General features: G+C 53.1%; 21 protein-coding genes. 18 read left to right on the plus strand and 3 right to left on the minus strand.

Going from position 1 to position 20,589, the window contains the following annotated elements:
* Nucleotides 1-4: 4 nt before the first annotated feature.
* The 4 genes from Q2J34_RS09610 to Q2J34_RS09625 all read left to right on the plus strand — a co-directional run bounded on the left by Q2J34_RS09610 (nucleotide 5) and on the right by Q2J34_RS09625 (nucleotide 3,290).
* Nucleotides 5-631, plus strand: a complete 627-nt coding sequence (locus tag Q2J34_RS09610; RefSeq protein ID WP_298886317.1) for an HmuY family protein — start codon at nucleotides 5-7, stop codon at nucleotides 629-631.
* 144 nt (nucleotides 632-775) lie between these two features.
* The gene (locus Q2J34_RS09615) at nucleotides 776-2,284 is read left to right on the plus strand and encodes a PepSY domain-containing protein (protein WP_298886315.1); all 1,509 of its coding nucleotides are present in this window, start codon (nucleotides 776-778) and stop codon (nucleotides 2,282-2,284) included.
* A 229-nt stretch (nucleotides 2,285-2,513) separates the two neighbouring features.
* Entirely contained in the window at nucleotides 2,514-2,816 is a 303-nt protein-coding gene (locus Q2J34_RS09620) for a cupin domain-containing protein (RefSeq protein WP_297114897.1), read from the plus strand.
* A gap of 159 nt (nucleotides 2,817-2,975) precedes the next feature.
* Complete coding sequence (locus Q2J34_RS09625; RefSeq protein ID WP_300970108.1) at nucleotides 2,976-3,290, plus strand: hypothetical protein; 315 nt, start codon at nucleotides 2,976-2,978, stop codon at nucleotides 3,288-3,290.
* A 65-nt stretch (nucleotides 3,291-3,355) separates the two neighbouring features.
* Here Q2J34_RS09625 and Q2J34_RS09630 read toward each other — a convergent pair whose 3' ends face one another.
* Complete coding sequence (locus Q2J34_RS09630) at nucleotides 3,356-3,850, minus strand: hypothetical protein (protein WP_300970109.1); 495 nt, start codon at nucleotides 3,848-3,850, stop codon at nucleotides 3,356-3,358.
* A 447-nt stretch (nucleotides 3,851-4,297) separates the two neighbouring features.
* Here Q2J34_RS09630 and pdxH point away from each other — a divergent pair, with 447 nt between their 5' ends.
* The 8 genes from pdxH (at nucleotide 4,298) to rpmH (ending at nucleotide 12,200) form a co-directional block, all read left to right on the plus strand.
* Entirely contained in the window at nucleotides 4,298-4,945 is a 648-nt protein-coding gene (gene pdxH, locus Q2J34_RS09635; RefSeq protein ID WP_298887334.1) for a pyridoxamine 5'-phosphate oxidase, read from the plus strand.
* 5 nt (nucleotides 4,946-4,950) lie between these two features.
* Nucleotides 4,951-5,631, plus strand: a complete 681-nt coding sequence (gene tsaB, locus Q2J34_RS09640) for a tRNA (adenosine(37)-N6)-threonylcarbamoyltransferase complex dimerization subunit type 1 TsaB (protein WP_300970110.1) — start codon at nucleotides 4,951-4,953, stop codon at nucleotides 5,629-5,631.
* Nucleotides 5,632-5,651: 20 nt separating this feature from the next.
* Entirely contained in the window at nucleotides 5,652-6,536 is an 885-nt protein-coding gene (locus tag Q2J34_RS09645; protein ID WP_300970111.1) for an electron transfer flavoprotein subunit beta/FixA family protein, read from the plus strand.
* A 40-nt stretch (nucleotides 6,537-6,576) separates the two neighbouring features.
* Entirely contained in the window at nucleotides 6,577-7,590 is a 1,014-nt protein-coding gene (locus Q2J34_RS09650) for an electron transfer flavoprotein subunit alpha/FixB family protein (RefSeq protein ID WP_300970112.1), read from the plus strand.
* Nucleotides 7,591-7,611: 21 nt separating this feature from the next.
* Nucleotides 7,612-9,345, plus strand: coding sequence for an acyl-CoA dehydrogenase family protein (locus Q2J34_RS09655; protein ID WP_300970113.1), 1,734 nt, complete (start codon nucleotides 7,612-7,614; stop codon nucleotides 9,343-9,345).
* A gap of 377 nt (nucleotides 9,346-9,722) precedes the next feature.
* Entirely contained in the window at nucleotides 9,723-10,520 is a 798-nt protein-coding gene (locus Q2J34_RS09660) for a thymidylate synthase (RefSeq protein ID WP_298887319.1), read from the plus strand.
* 155 nt (nucleotides 10,521-10,675) lie between these two features.
* Nucleotides 10,676-11,707 carry an Ig-like domain-containing protein gene (locus Q2J34_RS09665; protein ID WP_298887316.1) on the plus strand — a complete coding sequence of 344 codons (1,032 nt, stop codon included), beginning with the start codon at nucleotides 10,676-10,678 and terminating at the stop codon, nucleotides 11,705-11,707.
* A 346-nt stretch (nucleotides 11,708-12,053) separates the two neighbouring features.
* The gene (rpmH, locus tag Q2J34_RS09670; protein ID WP_007364380.1) at nucleotides 12,054-12,200 is read left to right on the plus strand and encodes a 50S ribosomal protein L34; all 147 of its coding nucleotides are present in this window, start codon (nucleotides 12,054-12,056) and stop codon (nucleotides 12,198-12,200) included.
* 277 nt (nucleotides 12,201-12,477) lie between these two features.
* Here rpmH and Q2J34_RS09675 read toward each other — a convergent pair whose 3' ends face one another.
* Together Q2J34_RS09675 and Q2J34_RS09680 are read right to left on the minus strand one after the other, a co-directional pair.
* Nucleotides 12,478-13,083 carry an aminotransferase class IV gene (locus Q2J34_RS09675; protein ID WP_298887312.1) on the minus strand — a complete coding sequence of 202 codons (606 nt, stop codon included), beginning with the start codon at nucleotides 13,081-13,083 and terminating at the stop codon, nucleotides 12,478-12,480.
* The gene (locus Q2J34_RS09680; protein WP_298887309.1) at nucleotides 13,080-14,048 is read right to left on the minus strand and encodes an aminodeoxychorismate synthase component I; all 969 of its coding nucleotides are present in this window, start codon (nucleotides 14,046-14,048) and stop codon (nucleotides 13,080-13,082) included. The genes Q2J34_RS09675 and Q2J34_RS09680 overlap by 4 nt, the downstream gene beginning before the upstream one ends.
* 297 nt (nucleotides 14,049-14,345) lie before the next feature.
* Here Q2J34_RS09680 and Q2J34_RS09685 point away from each other — a divergent pair, with 297 nt between their 5' ends.
* The 6 genes from Q2J34_RS09685 (at nucleotide 14,346) to Q2J34_RS09710 (ending at nucleotide 20,589) form a co-directional block, all read left to right on the plus strand.
* On the plus strand, nucleotides 14,346-14,921 hold the full coding sequence (locus Q2J34_RS09685) for an anthranilate synthase component II (protein WP_298887306.1): 576 nt from the start codon (nucleotides 14,346-14,348) through the stop codon (nucleotides 14,919-14,921).
* Nucleotides 14,922-15,195: 274 nt separating this feature from the next.
* Nucleotides 15,196-15,525, plus strand: a complete 330-nt coding sequence (locus Q2J34_RS09690) for a hypothetical protein (protein WP_298887303.1) — start codon at nucleotides 15,196-15,198, stop codon at nucleotides 15,523-15,525.
* Nucleotides 15,522-16,100 (plus strand): crossover junction endodeoxyribonuclease RuvC, encoded by a 579-nt coding sequence (gene ruvC, locus Q2J34_RS09695; RefSeq protein WP_298887300.1) that lies wholly within the window; start codon nucleotides 15,522-15,524, stop codon nucleotides 16,098-16,100. Before Q2J34_RS09690 ends, ruvC begins: the two co-directional genes overlap by 4 nt.
* Nucleotides 16,101-16,128: 28 nt before the next feature.
* Entirely contained in the window at nucleotides 16,129-17,520 is a 1,392-nt protein-coding gene (locus Q2J34_RS09700) for an alpha/beta hydrolase family protein (RefSeq protein ID WP_298887297.1), read from the plus strand.
* Nucleotides 17,521-17,563: 43 nt separating this feature from the next.
* The gene (locus Q2J34_RS09705) at nucleotides 17,564-19,009 is read left to right on the plus strand and encodes a leucine-rich repeat domain-containing protein (protein WP_300970114.1); all 1,446 of its coding nucleotides are present in this window, start codon (nucleotides 17,564-17,566) and stop codon (nucleotides 19,007-19,009) included.
* Nucleotides 19,010-19,701: 692 nt separating this feature from the next.
* Nucleotides 19,702-20,589 carry a cell division protein FtsX gene (locus tag Q2J34_RS09710; RefSeq protein WP_300970115.1) on the plus strand — a complete coding sequence of 296 codons (888 nt, stop codon included), beginning with the start codon at nucleotides 19,702-19,704 and terminating at the stop codon, nucleotides 20,587-20,589.

The raw sequence follows: 20,589 nt of genomic DNA on the forward strand, positions 1-20,589 counted from the left end.
AGAGATGAACAAAACAAAATGCATGCTCGCACTGATCAGTGCCCTGGTGCTGTCATTGGGCATCGTCTCCTGCGGAGACAACAAGCCAAACGCACCATCCTCAAAAAACAAAAAGACCTACACGCAGAGCCGACGTTGCAAAGGAGAGCTCGGGAAAGACTGGATCTACTTCAGCTTCGCCACTGGCAAAGAGGTGCCCGGAATTGACGAAACCAACTTCAAGGAACGTACCGACTGGGACATTGCGATCCACTCATTTTACTTCCGAGCCAACTGCGGCACATCCGGCAAAGGCAAAGGAGGGGCTCTCATGACCAACCAGACAAGCCTATCCGCAGTGAAAGAAGCCCCCACCGAAGGCTACATCGTGGACGAAGCAATCACCATATTGGGCTGGAAAGGCGAACTGATAAAAGCCGAAGTATCCGGCAACCCCGAGCTCAACAAAATGATCGGATTCAGTGGTCCACCCCCAAAATACACTCCCTCGGACAATATATTCATCATCCGAACAGCCGACGGGAAATACGCCAAAGTCAAGATGATTAGCTACATAGACGACAGTGGCAAGAGCGGTATCGTCTCCTTTGACTACGTCTACCAACCCGACGGCTCCACCAAGCTAGACTAGGAGATCCGGACGAAATAGGACAGACAGCATCTCAGGTGCGACATCGCACCTGAGATACTCTTTGTATGACGGGCATGTCATACCGAAAGTCGGTCAGAAAACTTCCGTTTCCCGACCTACTCGATTGTAAAACAAAAAACCAAAATGAAACGCTCTCGATACACCCTCCTAAAAGGATGGCACAAGTGGATCTGCCTAGTCATCACCATACTCGTACTAGGCTTTGCTGGATCCGGCATCGTCCTAAACCACAGAGACCTGGTGTCGGGTATTGACCTACCCCGCTCCTGGCTACCCAAGGCTTACCACTATAAATCCTGGAGCGGTGGCAGCCTCACCGGGAAGATCCGAGCGACCCCTGATGAGGAGTGGATCTATGGAGCCACCGGAGTATGGGCTTACAACCCACAGCTAAAAAGCTACGACAGCCGGAGCGATGGACTAGACCCTGCTGCCGACAGGAGGTCGGTCCAAAGAGTAGTCCGGACAAACCGTGGCGACCTCTACGCCCTCACCGCATACAGCCTATACAAGTGGCAAGCCGACAAAAAGGAGTGGGCGAAACAACCGAAGCTTACACCCAAAAACGAACGCTTGGCAGATCTGGAAACGCAAGGCGACACCCTTGTTTTACTGAGCCGAAGCCACCTATACCTTATCTTTCCCTCTCAAGAATCCCCCACACTCGTAGACCTTCCCGCACCGGACGACTATGAGCCACGGGTATCGCTATTCAGCACTATCTGGCAGATACATAGTGGAGCATTCTTTGGAACAATAGGACGACTAGTTGTTGACCTGATGGGAGTGGCACTCATCCTCCTCTCCATCACCGGCGTTTTGATCACCTTTGTCCCCAAAAAAGCAAAGGTGTGGAAGCAATTTCTCAAGGAACACAATAGGTGGGGCAAATGGTGCTTTTGGGGTTTGCTTTTTGTGACGATCACAGGCGCATTTCTACGTCCTCCGTTGATGATTACAGTCATCAAGGCACAGGTCCCGACCATTCCGGGAACAAACCTTTACAGCACTAACCCGTGGAATAACAAACTGAGAATGATCCGTCGCGATCCCATAACAAAAGAGTGGTTGCTATCGACCTCTCGGGGCTTTTATGCGCTGGAGCAGTTTGGAAAAGCCCCCAAGCGACTGACCGGCACTCCTCCTGTCAGTGTCATGGGACTCAATGTCTGGGAGTGGAGTGACCGAGACTCACTGTGGGTGGTGGGATCGTTCAGTGGAGCATTCAAATGGAGTCGACAAAAAGGGCAAGTCTACGATGCGCTGACAGGCAAGGCCTACACCGAATCCGGACGAAAAGGCATGCCCATCTTTGGGACCCCAATCAGTGGGTACACTATTGACTCTGACGGGAGAGAGCGATTCTATAGCTACTCCTCCGGTGAACTCCAAGCGGAGAACGCGACCGACACTATGCCACCAATGCCAACAGAGATAAGTCCCGGTAGAATTTCACTCTGGCATGCCGCACTTGAGTTGCATGTCGGCCGACTGTATGGGAAAATACTCGGTCCGCTCCAGCCTCTATACATATTCCTTTCGGCCCTACTCCTCACCTTAGCTTTGGTCACTGGATGGATGCTCTACAGACGGTATCACCGGAGAAGAGGAGGGAAAAAGCCAAAGAAGTAATCCACCGAGAGACTTTTGTCACAAGTAGCTAGAGAAAAGCCAATAACCATCAACAATCAAGTAGGTTGGGAAACGAAGTAATAGTAATAGCACATTGTTTAGTTTTGATCAGTCATAACAGCCTGTAATACATCGGCATGAAAATACAAATTCAAAATGAACGTCATTCAACTGTTTTGCCTATCTTTGTTGATGACAAATATTAATCATAACCAAATAAAGAAGAATCATGAAACAGATAATCAATCCCATTGGGAAGGAAATCAATACTCTAGGTAAGGTGATTGACAACAAGGAACTCATGCTTGTACACCTGCAATTGAAAAGCGGAGAACAAGTTCCCTCACACGACCATAAAGGACAGGAAGTATACTTCACCATAGTGAAAGGAACTGTAGAGGTTACTCTCGACGATACGGAGGTACATCGTATCAGCACAGGTACCGTTCTACATTTCCCCGGAGAAGCCCACGTAAGCGTAAATGCCATAGAAGAGAGTGATTTTTTCGTTTACCTCATCAACAGACAATAATGTTATGGATATGAAAAACATCTGCCGCATGTAGACCTTGATAAACTCGGCAAAATACTCGAGATTAAAGAGGCATACCAACGAGGAGATATTTCATTGGAAGAGGATAGAACCCGAATAAGAGAGCAAGTTGGAAAAATCTACCCTTATGAAATTGCATTGGCAGAACAGAAACTCAAAACCATTGAAGAGGATGAGTGTCGTAAGGAGGATATTCAAAAGATGATTGAGCTATTTGATGAAGTGATGGACACCAGTCGCCCAAATCTTCCTCTCAACCACCCTATCATGTGCTACTACAGAGAGAACGATGAAATGCGTCGCCTTATGCTCTCCATAGAAGATCTTGTACAATATCCGATTATCAAGGACCAGTGGCTTGAATTGTACGACCAAATAGCGGCTTTTAGCACTTACCTTTTGACTGTACTCATCTTCTTCCTCTGGAGGCTCTCTGAGCTAGAGCACCTCTGAGGGAGAGGGCTTAGCACCAAAAGCAAAGTGGTTCATCATACAAAATCTCGGATGAGCCATCCAATTCAATCTAATTCAATCCTATGTGATTTAACTATCTTGTATTCCTTGCTAATGATCAACATATAGGCATACGCACCCAGGCTCGTTGCCACAATAAAGGAGTAATTAACATGCTTTGTAAATCTCTGAAGCTTGTAGATCTCTGCTAGAAGTACTCCATCCATAAGGTAAGAGAAGAAAAGGCAGTACTTACTACTGCTTGACAACTTTCTGAAGTTACTATCAAGGATATCTGAATGAAAATCACCTCGGTAGAAGCCTTGCCTTTTTATCAGCATTTCCTTTTGTTCCTGAGTTTCAGCCACAGGGATATAGAAGAAGGAGTCTAGATCGTAAATAATGCTTGAAACTGCAATGCTATCTCTATCCACATTTAGATCTCTTGAAATGTAATCAAGGACATTGTTATACAGAGCTATACTGTCATTCGCTTGGCATTTTACATAACCAGAAAAAGAAAATAACACGACAATATATAGCAGGAGTCTTTTCATCATTTCGGAGTTTCAATTCTTATCTGTTTTGAATCGTCACATGGATTATCACCTCTTTTAATATCCTCAAGAGAACTTGAGTCAAAAGCAATAAAACTGACGCATCCGTAAAATCTGCGGGATCTAGGGGCCTCGCTAAGAAATCTAGACTTTCTGCCCCTCGCTCCCCACACATTTCACTAACCCAAAGGTAGTAAATCTTTCACTCAATCGAGGAGCTCTCAGCAGTGTCATCCGCATGGCACTATAGTTCCCTACCCATGGCACTGGAGTTTCCTGCCTATGGCACTGGAGTTTCCTACCTATGAAACTGGAGTTTCTCACCTAGGACACTAAAATGCGCTAACGAAATCGGAGCGTTAAGAGCGAATTTCTGTATCTTTGTAAGCGAATGAGTGGTGGGCGGACTCGTCAAGAGCTTCGCAACACCTATCCTATAGTATACCAGTTATGGATCTACATTACGAAGACATACGACGTGACTACGGCCGCAGGAGCCTCAGTCGTAAGGATCTGACGGACGATCCCTTTGAACTAGTTAGGCTGTGGCTTCAAGAGGCGGTGGACGATCCCAAGGTCCTAGAGCCTACAGCAGTGCTAGTCTGCACCAGTACGCCCGATGGACACCCTAGTTCGCGGACTGTACTGCTCAAGGAGCTCCTCGGTGAGGAGTTTATCTTCTACAGCAACTACGAGAGCCGTAAGGGCCAGCAGATGGCTGCTAACCCACACGTCAGCCTCACCTTCCTCTGGCACGAGCTGGAGCGACAGATACATGTCGAGGGCACGGTGCGGCACCTAGAGCCTGAGATCAGTGATCAGTACTTCGCCACACGTCCCTACAAGAGCCGTGTCGGTGCTCGCATATCGCCTCAGAGCCACCCGATACCTGACCGCAACTACATTTACACACACTTTGTCACGGAGGCCGCTAAGTTTGCCCTGCAGACTGTGCCTCGCCCCGACAACTGGGGGGGCTTTGCCGTATTGCCTAGTCGCATAGAGTTTTGGCAGGGCCGGCCTAGTCGTCTGCACGACCGCTTCCTCTATGAGCGTCAGGAAGACAATTCGTGGCTTATCAATCGTCTGGCACCTTAGTGCTTATGAACGCAACTAAACCTGTACTCCTAGCTATCGATACCGCCCTACAGGGGTGTAGCGTCGCTGTGACCGACAGCAAGCAGATACTATATAATAAGGTATACCAAGAGACCGAGATATCTAATGCGGTGCTCATCGGACGCTACACTCAGGAGGCTATCTCCTGGTGCCAAGAGCAGGGCTACCAGATAGCCGCCATAGCGACGACCGATGGGCCGGGCTCCTACACGGGGCTGCGCATAGGTGCTGCACTGGCTAAGGGACTAGCCTTCGGGCGGAGCATCCCGCTCATTGCCGTCTCCACGCTTCAGCTCCTACTGACGGGTTTGCCGAGCTTCGCTGGTGAAACCATCGCGCTACTCGATGCGGGGCATGGAAACGCTTATCAGCAAACTTTCGACGCTGAGGGGGCTCCCCGTGACAAAGCGATTTTTGTCACCATCTCTTCTGAGTGGCACGCACCCACCGAGAGCCGCATCGTCTATGTCGGTTCGCTGCCCGTAAAGGGTCCCGCCATCGCTCCGCCAACGGCCGAAACGCTCGCCACCGTGGCGCGCAACTACTGGCAGGAGGAGCGATACGTCGACACCGCCTACTGGGAGCCAAACTATGTCAAGCCCTACAAGGCAGTCGTAGGACAAAACAAAGTCCTCGAGCGACTCAAACTATCTAAACAAGCATAAACCACAACTACGACCTAACTATGATCAAAGATATCATCGTACTTGCCAAGCAAGTCCCCGACACACGTAATGTCGGCAAAGATGCTATGAAGGCTGACGGCACTGTGAACCGTGCCGCCCTCGACGCTATCTTTAACCCCGAGGATCTAAACGCGCTCGAGCAGGCGCTCCGTATCAAGGAGCAGAATCCAGACTGCCGTGTCTCCATACTCACCATGGGTCCTCCCCGTGCTGCTGAGATCATCCGTGAGGCACTCTATCGTGGCGCTGACCACGGTTACCTGCTGACCGATAGAGCTTTCGCTGGGGCTGATACGCTTGCCACGAGCTACGCTTTGGCCTGCGCTATACGTCATATCTACAAGGGCGGACTGCCCGACCTCATCCTCGGTGGCCGACAGGCTATCGATGGCGACACCGCTCAGGTGGGACCACAGGTGGGTGAGAAGCTCGGCATCAACGTGGTCACCTACTGCGAGCAGATAGACCAGATCGAGGGCGACCAGCTCACCATCACCCGCCGTCTGGAGCATGGCGTGGAGACGGTACGTGCGCACAAGCCACTCCTGCTGACAGTCACGGGCAGCGCAGCTCCCTGTCGCCTGCGCAATGCTAAGCGTGTACAGAAGTACAAGTATGCCGCCTCGTCTCTAGAGCTAGACGCACTGCCCGAGACCTGGCGCAAGCGTCTCGAGAGCAACCCCGAGGAGCTGACGATCGACATCTTGACGGCTGAGAGCACTGGCGCAGATATCGCTCAGTGCGGTCTCTCGGGCTCTCCGACGAAGGTCAAGAGTATCGAGAGCGTCGTCTTTAAGGCTAAGGAGGTGATGCACCTCTCCAGCAGCGATGCCGATCTAGAGACTTTGATACAAACCCTATTAGCAAACCACACCATCGGCTGAAAGAGTGCCGCTTTTGCACACCCATATAATAAGACAGACTATGAACAATCTATTCGTATACCTAGAGATCGAAGATGGGAGCGTACACGACGTCAGCCTAGAGCTACTCACCAAGGGGCGCTCACTGGCCAACCAGCTGGGCGTGGCACTAGAGGCGATAGCTATCACCGACCGCGCTGAGGGGATCGCCGACACGGTCATGCCATACGGCGTAGACAAGCTACACCTCTTCGTAGACCCTCGTCTGGAGCATTACCAGACGCTACCACACGCAAGCATCGTCATCAAGCTATTCCAGCAGGAGAAGCCACAGATCTGCCTCCTCGGTGCGACAACCATAGGACGTGACCTGGGTCCTCGCGTCTCCTCGTCACTGGGCAGCGGACTAACTGCTGACTGTACCTCTCTGGAGATCGGAGATCATACGGAGAAAGGCAAGGAGTTCAAGAATCTCCTTTACCAGATCCGCCCAGCTTTCGGTGGTAACATCGTAGCAACGATTGTCAACCCTGAGCATCGTCCACAGATGGCGACGGTACGCCCAGGTGTAATGAAGAAGGAGATCTACAAAGCTGACCACAAGGGCGAAGTGATCAACCATTCGGTGGCTGACTTCGTTCGTGACGAGGACTTTGTCATCGAGATCATCGACCGCCACGTGGCCAAGAGCAAGATCAACCTAGGCGGAGCCCCGATCATCGTATCGGGTGGCTACGGTGTCGGTAGTGCTGAGAGCTTTGAACTGCTTCACGAGCTGGCCGAGCTCCTTGGCGGAGAGGTAGGTGCTACGCGTGCAGCCGTCGATGCGGGCTTTACCGAGCATGAGCGACAGATAGGACAGACCGGTGTGACCGTACGTCCTAAGCTATACATCGCCTGCGGTATCAGCGGACAGATACAGCATGTGGCTGGTATGCAGGAGAGCTCGATGATCATCTCTATCAATACGGACCCCGACGCTCCGATCAACACAATCGCTGACTACGTCATCACGGGGCGTATCGAGGAGGTTATCCCCAAGCTCATCAAGTACTATAAGCAAAACTCTAAGTAAATCCCCCTAGACGACAGAATCATGGCTAATTTCTATACAGACAATCCACATATACAGTACCACCTCCAGCATCCGCTCATGGAGCGCATTGCACGACTTAAGGAGCGTGACTATGCCGATGCTGACCAGTATGACTATGCCCCCTCAGACTATGCCGATGCGCTGGATAGCTACCAGCGTGTACTAGAGATAGTCGGTGAGGTGTGTGGCGAGGTGATAGCTCCCAATGCGGCCGAGGTGGACCTGACGGGACCAACGCTCCACGAGGGACGCGTCTCTTACGATCCGCTCACAGCGCAAAACCTCGACACGGTACGACAGACCGGTCTCATGGGTATGGCACTTCCCCGTCGCTACGGAGGTCTCAACATGCCGATCACTCCTTATATTATGGCTGCCGATATGGTCTCACGTGCTGACGCGGGCTTTGAGAACCTCTGGGGACTACAAGACTGCGCCGAGACGCTTTACGAGTTTGGCTCTGAGGATCAGCGTGAGCGTTTCCTACCCCGTGTCTGCGCCGGCGAAACGATGTCTATGGACTTGACCGAGCCGGATGCCGGTAGTGACCTGCAGGCGGTCATGCTCAAGGCTACTTACAACGAGGCTGACCAGCAGTGGTACCTCAACGGCGTCAAGCGCTTTATCACCAATGGCGACTCAGACATTCACCTCGTACTAGCACGTAGTGAGGAGGGGACCAAGGATGCACGTGGTCTCTCCATGTTTATCTATGACGCTAAGAAGGGGGGCGTGACCGTCCGCCGCATAGAGAACAAGATGGGTATCAAGGGTGTCCCCACCTGCGAGCTTGTCTTTAAGGATGCTCCGGCTGAGCTCTGTGGTGAGCGTCGTCTAGGACTCATTCGCTACGTCATGTCTCTGATGAATGGAGCTCGTCTAGGCATCATGGCGCAAGCTGTCGGTATCTCTGAGGCTGCCTATCGTGAGGCTAAGGCTTACGCTGCTGACCGTCATCAGTATGGGCACGCTATCGACAAGTTCCCCGCTGTCTATGAGATGCTAGCCCTCATACGTGCTAAGGCTGATGCGACCCGTGCGCATCTCTACGAGACGAGTCGCTTCGTGGATATGTACAAGGCTTACGACGACATAGCGCGTGAGCGCAAGCTTACTCCCGAGGAGCGCAAGGAGCAGAAGTATTACAGCCGTTTGGCTGACGCTTATACGCCCATTGGCAAAGGTATGAGCACCGAGCTAGCCAACCAAAATGTCTACGACTGCATCCAGATATACGGTGGCTCAGGCTATATGAAGGACTACACCTGCGAGCGTCTCTATCGTGACGTGCGTATCACCAACATCTACGAGGGTACCACGCAGCTACAAGTCGTAGCGGCTATCCGCCACGTCACCACTGGCACATACTTCGCCCGCCTCGAGGAGTACCAGCAGGTAGCTGTCTCGCCCGAGTGGCAGGAGACGAAGGAGCTACTAGCCACTTGGATAGAGCGTGCTAAGGCTTGCACCGAGCTGGTTACTGAAGCTAAGGATCAGACCCTCCTCGACTACCACGCTCGTCGTCTCGTCGAGATGTGTGGGCACTGCATCTTCGCACACCTGCTACTCATCGCAGCGCAGGAGCGTCCCGACCTCTACGAGCACTCCACACACGTATATGTACAGTACGCCAGTGGAGAGATGGACAAGTGCGAGGGACAGATACGTCGCTTCGATCCCAAGCAGCTCCAGCACTACGCTGTGCAGACCTCTACGTCCGCCACTGAGGCGTAGAGGGCTGTAAAGACGGGCGGACGCACGATCACGACTCCTGTAGGGACGCTCGATCTGAGCGTCCGTCGTCGAACGATCTTGACGCAGTACATTGATACGTCGCCCTGTAGGGACGCTCGATCTGAGCGTCCGTCGTCGAACGATCTTGACGCAGTACATTGATACGTCGCCCTGTAGGGACGCACGATCTGTGCGTCCGTTGTCGAACGATCTTGACGCAGTACATTGATACGTCGCCCTGTAGGGACGCTCGATCTGTGCGTCCGTCGTCGAACGATCTTGACGCAGTAACCCTGTAACGGGGACGGACGCACGAGCCGTGCGTCCCTACAAAGGGTTACTCGTTCTCGCCCCTTCACTCTAACCAACGTACCACTATGCAGCAATACCTTGACCTAATAGAGCGTGTCCTCACCGAGGGCAACGAACGCACAGACCGCACGGGCACTGGCACCGTCGGTGTCTTCGGACATCAGATGACCTTTGACCTGGCCGACGGATTCCCCTTGCTCACCACCAAGAAGCTACACCTGCGCAGCATCATCCACGAGCTACTATGGTTCCTCAAGGGCGATACCAACCTCCAGTACCTGCACGACAACAAAGTCTCTATCTGGGATGAGTGGGCCGACGAAGCGGGCGACCTAGGCCCCATCTACGGGGCGCAGTGGAGACATTGGTTCGACCCACACACGGGGCAGACCATCGATCAGATGCAGCAAGCCCTCGACCTCATACAGCATCAGCCCGACAGCCGACGTATCGTTGTCTCAGCGTGGAATGTTGCCGACCTACCCCTCATGCACCTCTCCCCCTGTCACTGCCTCATGCAGTACTACGTCGTGGGGGACCAGCTCGACCTGCAGCTCTACCAGCGCAGTGCCGACATCTTCCTCGGGGTCCCCTTCAACATCGCCTCCTACGCACTCCTCCTCATGATGACGGCGCAAGTCACGGGGCTACGTCCCGGACGCTTCATCCATACCCTCGGCGATGCACATCTCTATAAGAACCATCTCGAGCAGGCGCGCCTGCAGCTCACCCGTACGCCACGCCCGCTCCCCACGATGACCCTACGAGACCGCGGGCAGTCGCTCTTTGACTTCGTCTATGACGACTTCACCCTCTCCGACTACAACCCCTACCCGCACATCCCCGCGCCCGTCTCCGTCTAGCTCCACGCTAGCAAGACAGTGCTCGCTCCCCGATTACTCAGATTTCTTCACCGCTTGTTAATTCAAAGGAAATAGTTATCTTTGCATCGAAGAGCAATGGGTCGGTGGACCTACTCAATAAATAGACACTCACTAATAACCCAACACAAATAACTATGACAAAAAAAATCTTTCTAGCGCTCGCAGCGCTCACAGCACTCACGCTGTGCTTCTCGTCCTGCAAGAAGGACAACACGAGTGGCAACAAGCCAAAGCCCAAGACTGAGGTCAAGCTCAAAGTTGAGCCCAAGGATGTCAAGGTAATGGTCGGCAAGACCCAGGAGCTCACTGTAACCGTTCAGCCAGCTGACACGAAGTACACCTTCGAGTCCGCTAATGCAGACATCGCTACTGTTAGCGACAAGGGCGTCGTAACGGGTGTCAAGGCTGGTAAGACCGTCATCACCGTCAAGGCTGGCGACGCTACCAAGACCGCTAATGTCGAGGTCATTGATGCAAGTTCTATGGATACAAACTCTGGTATTGGATCTAAGGATCAGGATATTCCTCACTTCATCTACGTACCTTCAGACAAGGCTAACTTCACTAAAAATAACCTAGAGGTCTTCAAGATGGTCATGACAGCTGCTGGCTGGGAGTGGGATCAGGAGTCTTATGACTATAAGGACAACAAAGACTTCATGTTCCCATTCCAGTCTCCTATGGTTGACACTAAGGACGGGAAAGCTCCTAAGTACTTCTTCCACGGTGTACGCTACATCCACACCCCTCCAAGTGGAAATCCATGGATTTCTCCCTTTGTACTTTGGGTTTACGAGAAGGATCCTCTAGCTCCAGAGCTACGTGCTGATGCTGAGAAGGATGGTGGTGTAGTATACCTATTGAAAAACCTCTATGGCTTTGACACAAAAGCTGATTACGAAAAGGGAAAGAACGCATGGATGGGCTTTAACGTAAAAGCCATCAAGGATGTTCCCCTAGGAGTCTATGTCTATAGTAAGCAGCTGAAAAAGGAAGATCTTGCTCCAAGCGATCAGAAGTTCGTAGGCTATTACTCTTTACGTTTTGAGCTTGCTTATGCAAATGTCGGAGACAAGTCAAAGGTAGCTACTATCTTCAAGAATGCAGAGGCACGTGACTTCGATCTGTCATTCGCCAAGGGTCAGCTCAAGGCTGTTAAGAACTAAACACGACAGTTCCACAGAGACTGACTAAGACTACAAAGAAGTAGTCTAGTGAAATAAAGAGACTCCCCCCGCAGTTATGTGGAGGGAGTCTTTTTATTCTGTCTGAAACAGTCCTCCTCCTATACACCTTGTTCTTATACACCTTGTATGGGAAGCACTAACTAACGACTTGCCGTGCCCCCTTGACGTCTAGCGATCTGCAGGAGTCTAGTTTTCACTTCAACACAATTTCTCGGCAGGATAGTGACTGGTAAAGATATTTTTTGTACCTTTGCCAACCGAAGCCTTCACTCATAGTGAGTAGGTTCTTCACCATAGTAATCATAAGCATCAGAGACATACCGATATGAAGCGTACATTCCAACCATCGAACCGCAAGAGAAAGAACAAGCACGGATTTAGAGCTCGTATGGCGACTGCATCAGGTCGCAAGGTACTAGCTATGCGTCGCGCCAAGGGTCGCGCTAAGCTATCTGTATCTGACGAGTACTAGTAAGTCCGTCGCACCACTTCTCTAACCCATAAGGTTACATGCTCTAGATAGCCACGGCTATCTGGCGTTTGTATAAGCTCACACCTAGAGTACACGCTACTCTAGGTGTGAGCTTGTTTTTTGTCGAAAACGGCAAGACGACTCCTGTAGGGACGCACGGTCGTATCTAGAGAGAGGGCGTCCGTTGTTGAATAAGCAAGACAACTCCTGTAGGGACGCACGGTCTGTGCGTCCATACAGGAGTTACTCGTCTCCGATCTCCTCTAATCTCTAACCTCTAATCTCTAACTTCTAATTCTATCCGCTCCGCCCACGGCATCATGGCATTGATAAGGGCGATGCGATCGTAGGCGGATAGTGTAACGAGCGGTATGTCCCGCGGCGTCAGTACCCCCTCAGCGATCAAATGCGCGCGTTGCACCCCAGCAAGTAGCGGCACACGAGGCGTGTACCAGCGGTTCTCTTGGCGCAAAGCGATATTCGTGTAGGAGCTGTCCGTGAGCAAGCCCTCCTCATTGACGATCACGATCTCATCCGCCTCACCACGCAACTCCAGTAGTGCCTGCAAGGCTTCCCGGTCGGCCCACTTGAGGTGGTAGTCCAGCGCCGGCGCAGCGACAGCTCTCAGCGACTCGATCGTACGCCGATGATAAGGAGCGTAACCCACCTCCAGCGGCTCCGCATCGTATAGCAGACGGCACTTGACCACCCCCATAAGTGACGCCGGACAAGGGTGCTGCGCTAGATAGTCCGCCAGTCGCCAGCGAGGCGTGACGCCATACGCAGCGAGCGACCGGTCGACGCGCTCTTGGTGCAGAGGCAACAGCTCCGGCTCGCCATCTACGTAGCGGATGCTCTCTAGTAATAACGGTACGCGACTCATACGAATGGTAGATAAACCTTTTGACACACCTCCCGATACTCCTCTGCGCACTGACTATTGATCGTGATCCCGCCACCGCTACGGTAGCGCAGCGCGCCATCCGCCTGCTGCTCTATGAAGCGTATCATCACGCCACTGTCTAGCGTCTCCCCGTCGAAGTATCCGCAGATGCCCGTGTAAAAGCCTCTCGGCTCCCCCTCCGCCTCAGCAATCGCCCGTACGGTCGCCTCCTTGGGCGCCCCACTAATAGAGCCCGCCGGGAGCAGTTCGCTCAGGATGCTTCCGAGATGAGCGCGCCAGTCAGGAGCAAGCTGTCCAACGATCTCTGAGCTCACCTGAAGCAAGTGTCCACGACTAGTAACCAGTTCATCGATATACCTAAAGCGCCTCACCGCAACATGGAGACTCACGCGGCTCAAGTCGTTGCGTATCAAGTCGGTAATCGTGTAGTGCTCGGCCGTCTCCTTGTAGTCGCCGAGGATGGTCGCAGCAGCATCGGGCCGGGTCGCATCTATCGTCCCCTTCATCGGGAAGCAGCTGATCTCATCCCCCACGATGCGCACGAAGGTCTCAGGCGAAAAGCAAACGAATCGTCCCGGCAGATAGCACTTATAGCGAGCCTGCGAACGAAGGAAGACCTCCTCCAGCGAGATATTCAGCTCTATGGGGGTCGACACCGTCAGATTGGCCAAAAAGCTGTCGCCTCTCTCCAGGGCATGACGGATCACTGCAAAACGCTCCGCATAAGCCTCCTCGCTGATCGGTGTGGCCTGTAGCACAGCCGGCGTATCGCTCACGGAGCGTGCCGGGCTATTGGTCACGCCGCCTATATCGAAGCGCAGCTCTTGCTGCGCCAGCGGCTCCTCGAGGAGGAGCAGTTCGCTCATCTCATAGTCTAGGCAGAAGACAAAGGGCTTGCCCTGCCCGCCCAGTTCGTTGAGCCTATCAATCATCGATTGCTTCATATCATTCGCTCGTTTTACTCCATTTCAATTTCGCAAATCTCACGAGTAACGATTTGTAGGGACGCACGGTCGTGCGTCCGTCCCGTTAAAGTCCTGACGCTGTAACCTTTGACGCAACGGACGCACGACCGTGCGTCCCTACAAGGCGACGTATCGATGTACTGCGTCAAGCTGGTTCTACAACGGACGCACAGACCGTGCGTCCCTACAGGGCGACGTGGACTACATATCATTACTCGTCAAGTGTGACCACTTGCGTCGTTAGTATCTGCAAATATACTATCTTCGTGGCTTGTAATGAAACATCTACTGATAGCTGACAATCACGACTCCTTTGTCTACAACCTCGTAGAGCTCCTGCGGCAGCTCGACGAGTGCTCCATGGAGATACACTACACGGAGCAGATCACGCCCGCCATGGTCGCGCACTGTCACGGCATCCTGCTCTCTCCAGGTCCTGGGATACCGACGGAGCAACCCTACCTGATGCAGCTCATAGACAGTTACCACACGGAGCTGCCCATGCTGGGCGTTTGCCTAGGACATCAAGCACTCGCCAGCTACTGCGGTGCCGAGCTAGTGCAGCTCCGCGCCCCCCTCCACGGGCATACCGACCAACTCATCATCGATCATCACGACACACTGCTACGAGACATCCCCACCGGGAGCCACATCGGGCGTTATCACTCGTGGGTCGTGCAGCCCGACAGCCTCCCCGACACGCTACAAGTCACGGCACACGCACAGTCCGATGGCACCATCATGGCACTACGTCATCGCAGCCTGCCGCTGTGGGGCGTGCAGTTTCACCCCGAGAGCTACATCTCCGACCACGGACGCCGCTACCTGCACAACTTCATCGCCCAGCTCTAGCACATCGTCCCCCGCCTTCCGCCAAAACCACTTTTCGAAAAGCTACTTTTGCACGAAAAGTCGCTTTTCCAAAAGTTACTCGCCTGTTGCCTATTGGCTGTTGGCTATTGGCTAGAGGCTCTAGTGCTACTAGGAATACTAGTGCCACTAGAAAAACCTCTAATCTCTAACTTCTAATCTCTAACCTCTAACCACAGGGGCATTTTTGTTATCTTTGCATCATACCATGGGGTGGCTCTCGAGCGCACCTCGCTAGATCAACGACAATATCCCTATGTATCGAGTCAACGTATCTATCTTTATCAAAGCTCAGGAGTATCAGCTCCTCGACCGTTTCCTACGCACTACGCTGGTGCCACTGCTCCGTGACGATGAGGGCGTGGCGCAGGTGGATCTCCTAGAGGTGATGGCACAGGCGCCTGTCGTGGAGATGGCGCAGCCGATGGACGATATGGTCCTAGCTCTGCTCATCTCTCTAGAGCAGGAGCGAGATGTAGAGCACTACCTCTCTGAGGTACTGTGCGAGCGGCTGGAGCTGCTGGGCAAGACCTTTGGCGAGCGCGTCCTATACCATGTCACCCCAATGAGACAGATCGCACTATGAGCAAGTCACGCGGCGAGCGCATCCTTATCGGCATCGACCCCGGCACCATCGTGATGGGCTACGGGTTGCTCTCCGTGCGGGGGCAGCAGGCCGAGATGCTCACTATGGGGGTGATCGAGCTGAGCCGTTACGAGGATCACTACACCCGTCTAGGACGTATCTATAGCCGTGTGGCGGGACTGATCGACGAGTTCCTACCTGATGAGATGGCTCTAGAGGCCCCTTTCTACGGCAAGAATGTGCAGTCGATGCTCAAGCTGGGGCGGGCGCAGGGGGTCGCTATGGCAGCGGCTCTGAGCCGAGACATACCCATCGCGGAGTACGTGCCGATGCGTGTCAAGCAGGCGATCACTGGTACGGGGCAAGCTTCCAAAGAGCAGGTGGCGACGATGCTCCAGCGAGTGCTGCGCATTCCCACCGAACTGATGCCGGAAAAGCTCGATGCGACCGACGGCTTGGCGGTCGCCTACTGTCACTTCCTGCAAACTTCTAATGCTGTGGCTACGTCCAACGTGAGTGCCAAGAGCTGGAAGGAGTTTATCAAAGCCAACCCCAACAAAGTGCACGGACTCTAAGCGAAACAGAACCATAACAACAGAACCTATGACCTCCATCCGCAAACTACTCATACTCCTCTGCTGCTACCTCTGTGGCGCACTGCTTCTATCAGCGCAACAAGAGACAAAGCAGGCACTTCCCCTCGGCATCTGGGAGGGCACCCTGCAAGTCTCAGGCACGGAGCTACCGCTCCGCTTCAACATCTTTAGAGATAAACAAGAGACTGTCTGCTGCACGATGGATAGTCCGTCGCAGATGGCGACTGGTATCGAAGCAACGATCGAGCTTGCCGAGGGCGTCGTCATCACCATTCCGAATCTATACATTCGCTACGAGGGGAAGCTAACGAGTAGCGACACCATCGTGGGAACCTTCGCTCAGGGCGGTATGTCGCTACCGCTCACACTCGTACGAGCCAGTAAGCCCGCCAAGGCTGATCGTCCGCAGACGCCACAGCCCCCCTACCCCTACGAGACGGAGGAGGTGACCTTTTACAACGGCTCGGCACCGCTCCACGGCACGCTCACCTACCCTGTCGGGCATCAGGCGGGGAGCCGTGTGGGGCAGGTCGTGCTCTTTGTCTCTGGCTCGGGCATACAGGATCGTGATGAGACTCTTGCGGAGCATAAGCCCTTTGCCGTGCTGGCGGACTACTTGGCGCGGCATGGCGTAGCGACGCTGCGCTACGACGATCGTGGCTATCACGACGATATAGACTCGGTCAGTGTCGCCGAGGCGACTACTGCAACGCTAGCGGACGATGCAGCAGCAGCGGTCCACTACCTACGCAGTCGTAAGGCTTTCGACAAGGTGGGCGTGCTAGGTCATAGCGAGGGCGGTACCATCGCCTTCATGCTGGCAGCTCGAGGCGTCCCTGACTTCATCATTAGCTTAGCGGGTAGCACGCTGCCTGGCAAGGAGGTTTTGCAAGACCAGATGGACCTGGCCCTTACTCGGGCAGAGGTGCCAGAAGAGCTTCGAGCAGAGTATCTGCGAGCAGCTGTGGCGACCTTTGACCAAGCTGCTCAGAGCGACCTGCGTGGCGAGGCTTTGGTCACCAAGGTGCTGTCGGAGGGACATTACCAGCTTCCTATCGGATTGGTCTTGGATCTCAAGAAGGTTGCCGATGGGCTAAACCCTTGGCTTATCTACTTCACGCAATACGATCCGAAGGGGGATATAGCGCAGACGCACTGCCCTGTGCTGGCACTCAACGGTTCGCTAGACCAACAGGTGCTGGCGGACAAGCATCTGCCCGTCATCGAGCAGAGTCTCCCGACGGGGACACCACGGCAAGTGCGCAAGCTGGAGGGGCTGAACCACCTCTTCCAGCATGCGACGACAGGAGCCGTGAGCGAATACTATCAGATCAGCGAGACGATCGCTCCCGAGGTACTGGAGCTGATCGCCGAGTGGATCACCAAACTAACTAAATAGAGACTGTTGCAAAAGTCGACAATTTCAAATAAGGACTAAATCAATGAGTAAGATCAAGACTCCACAGAGCGGTGAGACGGGGCAGCTCTCGTGGCTATACGACCCCAAGGAGCAGTCGCTCACACTATCGGGTGCGGGTGCTATACCCGACTACCCTATTGGAGAAACCCCATGGCGGGAGTTCAGAGATGAGATCAAGTCAATCGTGCTAGAGGAGGGGGTGACCCGTATCGGTGACTACGCCTTCTATAACTGCAAGGCACTCACGAGCGTTGAGATACCCGAGGGGGTGACGCAGATCGGAGAGAGTGCTTTCGCCTGCTGCCAGAGCCTAAAGGCTGTGACGATCCCAGGGAGCGTCACGGAGATTGGCGAGGGCGCTTTTGAGTCTTGTGACAGTATGAAGACGCTAGAGCTGACTTCGGGGTTGAAGCGTGTGGGTGCCTTTGCTTTTAGCGAGTGCTTCTCACTTAGGGCGCTCGACCTGCCTGACACGGTGGAGCGGATCGAGCGTAGTGCTTTTACGGGTACGGCGCTCAAAAAGTTGGTCATCCCCAGCAATGTGCAGGAGATCGGCGACAACGCCTTCAATGGGTGCATCAGGCTCAGCAAGCTGAAGCTCTCGGAGGGCATTCGGGTGATTGAGGAGATGGCTTTTAGCAATTGTAGCGACCTCACAAAGGTGCTCATCCCCGCCTCGGTAGAGCGTCTAGGCGATGGGGTCTTTGCGGACTGTCTGGCTATGACGAAGATCGCTGTTGCCCCTGAGAGTGAGCACTTTGTCGTAGAGGACAACATCCTATATAGTAAGGACATGAGTACACTGCTACACTATCCGGCGGGTAAGGAGGAGCAGGAGTTTACACTGCCTGAGGAGGTGCGCAAGATTGCGGGTCTAGCCTTTGCGAGCAACTACTATCTCACGGACGTAACGCTCGGAGATTATCTAGAGGAGATTGGGTCGTATGCTTTCGCCCGCTGCTATGGTCTCACCTACATGTATCTGCCACCGCAGACGACGCGTCTCGGGGTCGCCCCCTTTCACGACTGTACGGAGCTCCAAGAGATTGAGGTCGATCTGGACAATCCTTGCTACTCCTCGCTCGGTGGAATCATATATAATGAGGAGCAGACGCAACTGATCCAGTACCCTGCAGGAATCTGTGCTGAGTCTTATACCATTCCCGAGATGGTGCAAGAGATCGCTGAATACGCTTGCTACGACGCCCAGAACCTCGAAGTCTTAGAGATACCCGCCGGGGTGCGCAAGATTGGAGATCTGGCGTTTGCTTTCTGTGATCAGCTGCGCGAAGTGGAGCTCCAAGCGACTGATCCCGCACAGATAGAGGTCGGTATGATGGCTTTCTTTAGTGTATTTGGTACGCCCCGCAAGCTTCGTGTGCCTAGGGGGAGCCGCAAGCTCTACGAGAAGAACGACCTGTGGCTAGACTACTCCCACAAGATCGTCGAGCAACCGAAGAAGAGTTAGAGATTAGAAGTTAGAGATTAGACCTTAGAGGTTAGAGGTTAGAGGTCTGATCATTCCGATAGCTCAGATGGTTCAGATGGTTCCGATAGCTCCCCGCCAACAGCTAACAGCTAACAGCCAATCCCTATTTACATCTCTTTACAGGGAAATTCGTCCGATTCTCTCCTTTCTCGAATATCCACGTGGATACTTTTTATTCTCCACGTGGGCGTCAAAAAATTCCTCCGAAGTTTCATTTGATTCCTCCGAAGTTTCATTTCATTCTTCCGAAGTTTTATTTTGCGCCCACGTGGAGGATTTTCTTTTTCCACGTGGGTATTTCAAAATCCCCACGTGGAAATCACTTTTCCCCGACACAGCACCGTATTGATATGTAGCCAGTTCTAAATTTTCGTAATGAGTCAACTTCTAGTCGGAGAAACCCGTCCGTCCCCAAACCAGCGATACGTCGACTTGTAGGGACGAAGTAACACTAGCTAACAGCTAACAGCCAATCGCTAACAGCCAACAGCCAACAGCTAACCTTGGCTTCGCTTCAGATATTTGAGTACCTTTGCATAATTACTGTATGATGCCCTTTGTATAGTCTTTGATACGGGCTAGGTGGGGGCGCATACTGTTGCTTGACTTCTTTTATCTGTTGTAACCATAACACAGCCCGCACGTTTCACCGCTAAGACTCACGCTCGCCTATGTCGCATCACACACCTCGTCCACGGCGCCGATCGCTACTCCCCTCCTCTAGGATTATTGCGATCGTCTGTATCGCCCTACCACTCTTCCTGCTGGGATCTATCGCTCTCCTTGAGGTGGGCAAGTGCCACCTAGAGCAGTCGGTACGCGAGGAGATGACCTTCACTGTCTTACTAGACCCTGAGACCACTCCTCAGGATAGCATACGACTGATGCAGCAGGTGAGTCAGGCTCCATACGTCAAAGATGTAACTTACATAACGCCCGCAGATGCTGCACGACAGCTCCAAGAGGAGATAGGCGAAGATCCTGTGGCGGTCCTCGGCTTTAACCCCCTACAGCCCTCGCTTGAGGTGCATCTCAAGTCTCAGTACGCCGTAGCCGATAGCATGGCGCAGATAGAGAGCGACTTCGCCTCGTGGGGTAATGTGCAGATGATGAGCTACCGTGGAGACATGCTCCAGATGATCGATGAGAATATGCAGCATCTCTCCACAATCCTACTGATCGTCTCACTAATTCTGTTGATCATCGCTATCATACAGGTCAATAGTATGACCCACATTATGATCTACAGCCGACGCTTCTTGATCCGCTCTATGACCTTATTGGGCGCCAAGCCTAGCTTGATACGTAAGCCTTTTACCACCTATAGTATCTTCAACGGTCTGTGGGGAGGCTTGCTGGCGGTCTGTATGCTCCTAGGCACGCTCTGCTATATGACACAGCGCAATCCGCTACTCATCGAGAGCTACCTCAGCTATGGCGAGGTGGCGATCATCCTCGGGGGGATCATCTGCCTCGGCATCTTGCTCTCGTGGATCACCGCCTCGATATCGACGAGTAAATATATTCGTATGGATGGCGGACGTATCGTCATGGCTTAG

The sequence above is a fragment of the Porphyromonas vaginalis genome (assembly GCF_958301595.1).
GTDB lineage: Bacteria > Bacteroidota > Bacteroidia > Bacteroidales > Porphyromonadaceae > Porphyromonas > Porphyromonas vaginalis.

Bases quoted from the DNA above. Each gene is read 5' to 3' on its own strand.
- Q2J34_RS09610 (WP_298886317.1), top strand. From the start codon at position 5: ATGAACAAAACAAAATGCATGCTCGCACTGATCAGTGCCCTGGTGCTG.
- Q2J34_RS09615 (WP_298886315.1), top strand. From the start codon at position 776: ATGAAACGCTCTCGATACACCCTCCTAAAAGGATGGCACAAGTGGATC.
- Q2J34_RS09620 (WP_297114897.1), top strand. From the start codon at position 2,514: ATGAAACAGATAATCAATCCCATTGGGAAGGAAATCAATACTCTAGGT.
- Q2J34_RS09630 (WP_300970109.1), bottom strand. From the start codon at position 3,850: ATGATGAAAAGACTCCTGCTATATATTGTCGTGTTATTTTCTTTTTCT.
- pdxH (WP_298887334.1), top strand. From the start codon at position 4,298: ATGGATCTACATTACGAAGACATACGACGTGACTACGGCCGCAGGAGC.
- tsaB (WP_300970110.1), top strand. From the start codon at position 4,951: ATGAACGCAACTAAACCTGTACTCCTAGCTATCGATACCGCCCTACAG.
- Q2J34_RS09645 (WP_300970111.1), top strand. From the start codon at position 5,652: ATGATCAAAGATATCATCGTACTTGCCAAGCAAGTCCCCGACACACGT.
- Q2J34_RS09650 (WP_300970112.1), top strand. From the start codon at position 6,577: ATGAACAATCTATTCGTATACCTAGAGATCGAAGATGGGAGCGTACAC.
- Q2J34_RS09655 (WP_300970113.1), top strand. From the start codon at position 7,612: ATGGCTAATTTCTATACAGACAATCCACATATACAGTACCACCTCCAG.
- Q2J34_RS09660 (WP_298887319.1), top strand. From the start codon at position 9,723: ATGCAGCAATACCTTGACCTAATAGAGCGTGTCCTCACCGAGGGCAAC.
- Q2J34_RS09665 (WP_298887316.1), top strand. From the start codon at position 10,676: ATGACAAAAAAAATCTTTCTAGCGCTCGCAGCGCTCACAGCACTCACG.
- rpmH (WP_007364380.1), top strand. From the start codon at position 12,054: ATGAAGCGTACATTCCAACCATCGAACCGCAAGAGAAAGAACAAGCAC.
- Q2J34_RS09675 (WP_298887312.1), bottom strand. From the start codon at position 13,083: ATGAGTCGCGTACCGTTATTACTAGAGAGCATCCGCTACGTAGATGGC.
- Q2J34_RS09680 (WP_298887309.1), bottom strand. From the start codon at position 14,048: ATGAAGCAATCGATGATTGATAGGCTCAACGAACTGGGCGGGCAGGGC.
- Q2J34_RS09685 (WP_298887306.1), top strand. From the start codon at position 14,346: ATGAAACATCTACTGATAGCTGACAATCACGACTCCTTTGTCTACAAC.
- Q2J34_RS09690 (WP_298887303.1), top strand. From the start codon at position 15,196: ATGTATCGAGTCAACGTATCTATCTTTATCAAAGCTCAGGAGTATCAG.
- ruvC (WP_298887300.1), top strand. From the start codon at position 15,522: ATGAGCAAGTCACGCGGCGAGCGCATCCTTATCGGCATCGACCCCGGC.
- Q2J34_RS09700 (WP_298887297.1), top strand. From the start codon at position 16,129: ATGACCTCCATCCGCAAACTACTCATACTCCTCTGCTGCTACCTCTGT.
- Q2J34_RS09705 (WP_300970114.1), top strand. From the start codon at position 17,564: ATGAGTAAGATCAAGACTCCACAGAGCGGTGAGACGGGGCAGCTCTCG.
- Q2J34_RS09710 (WP_300970115.1), top strand. From the start codon at position 19,702: ATGTCGCATCACACACCTCGTCCACGGCGCCGATCGCTACTCCCCTCC.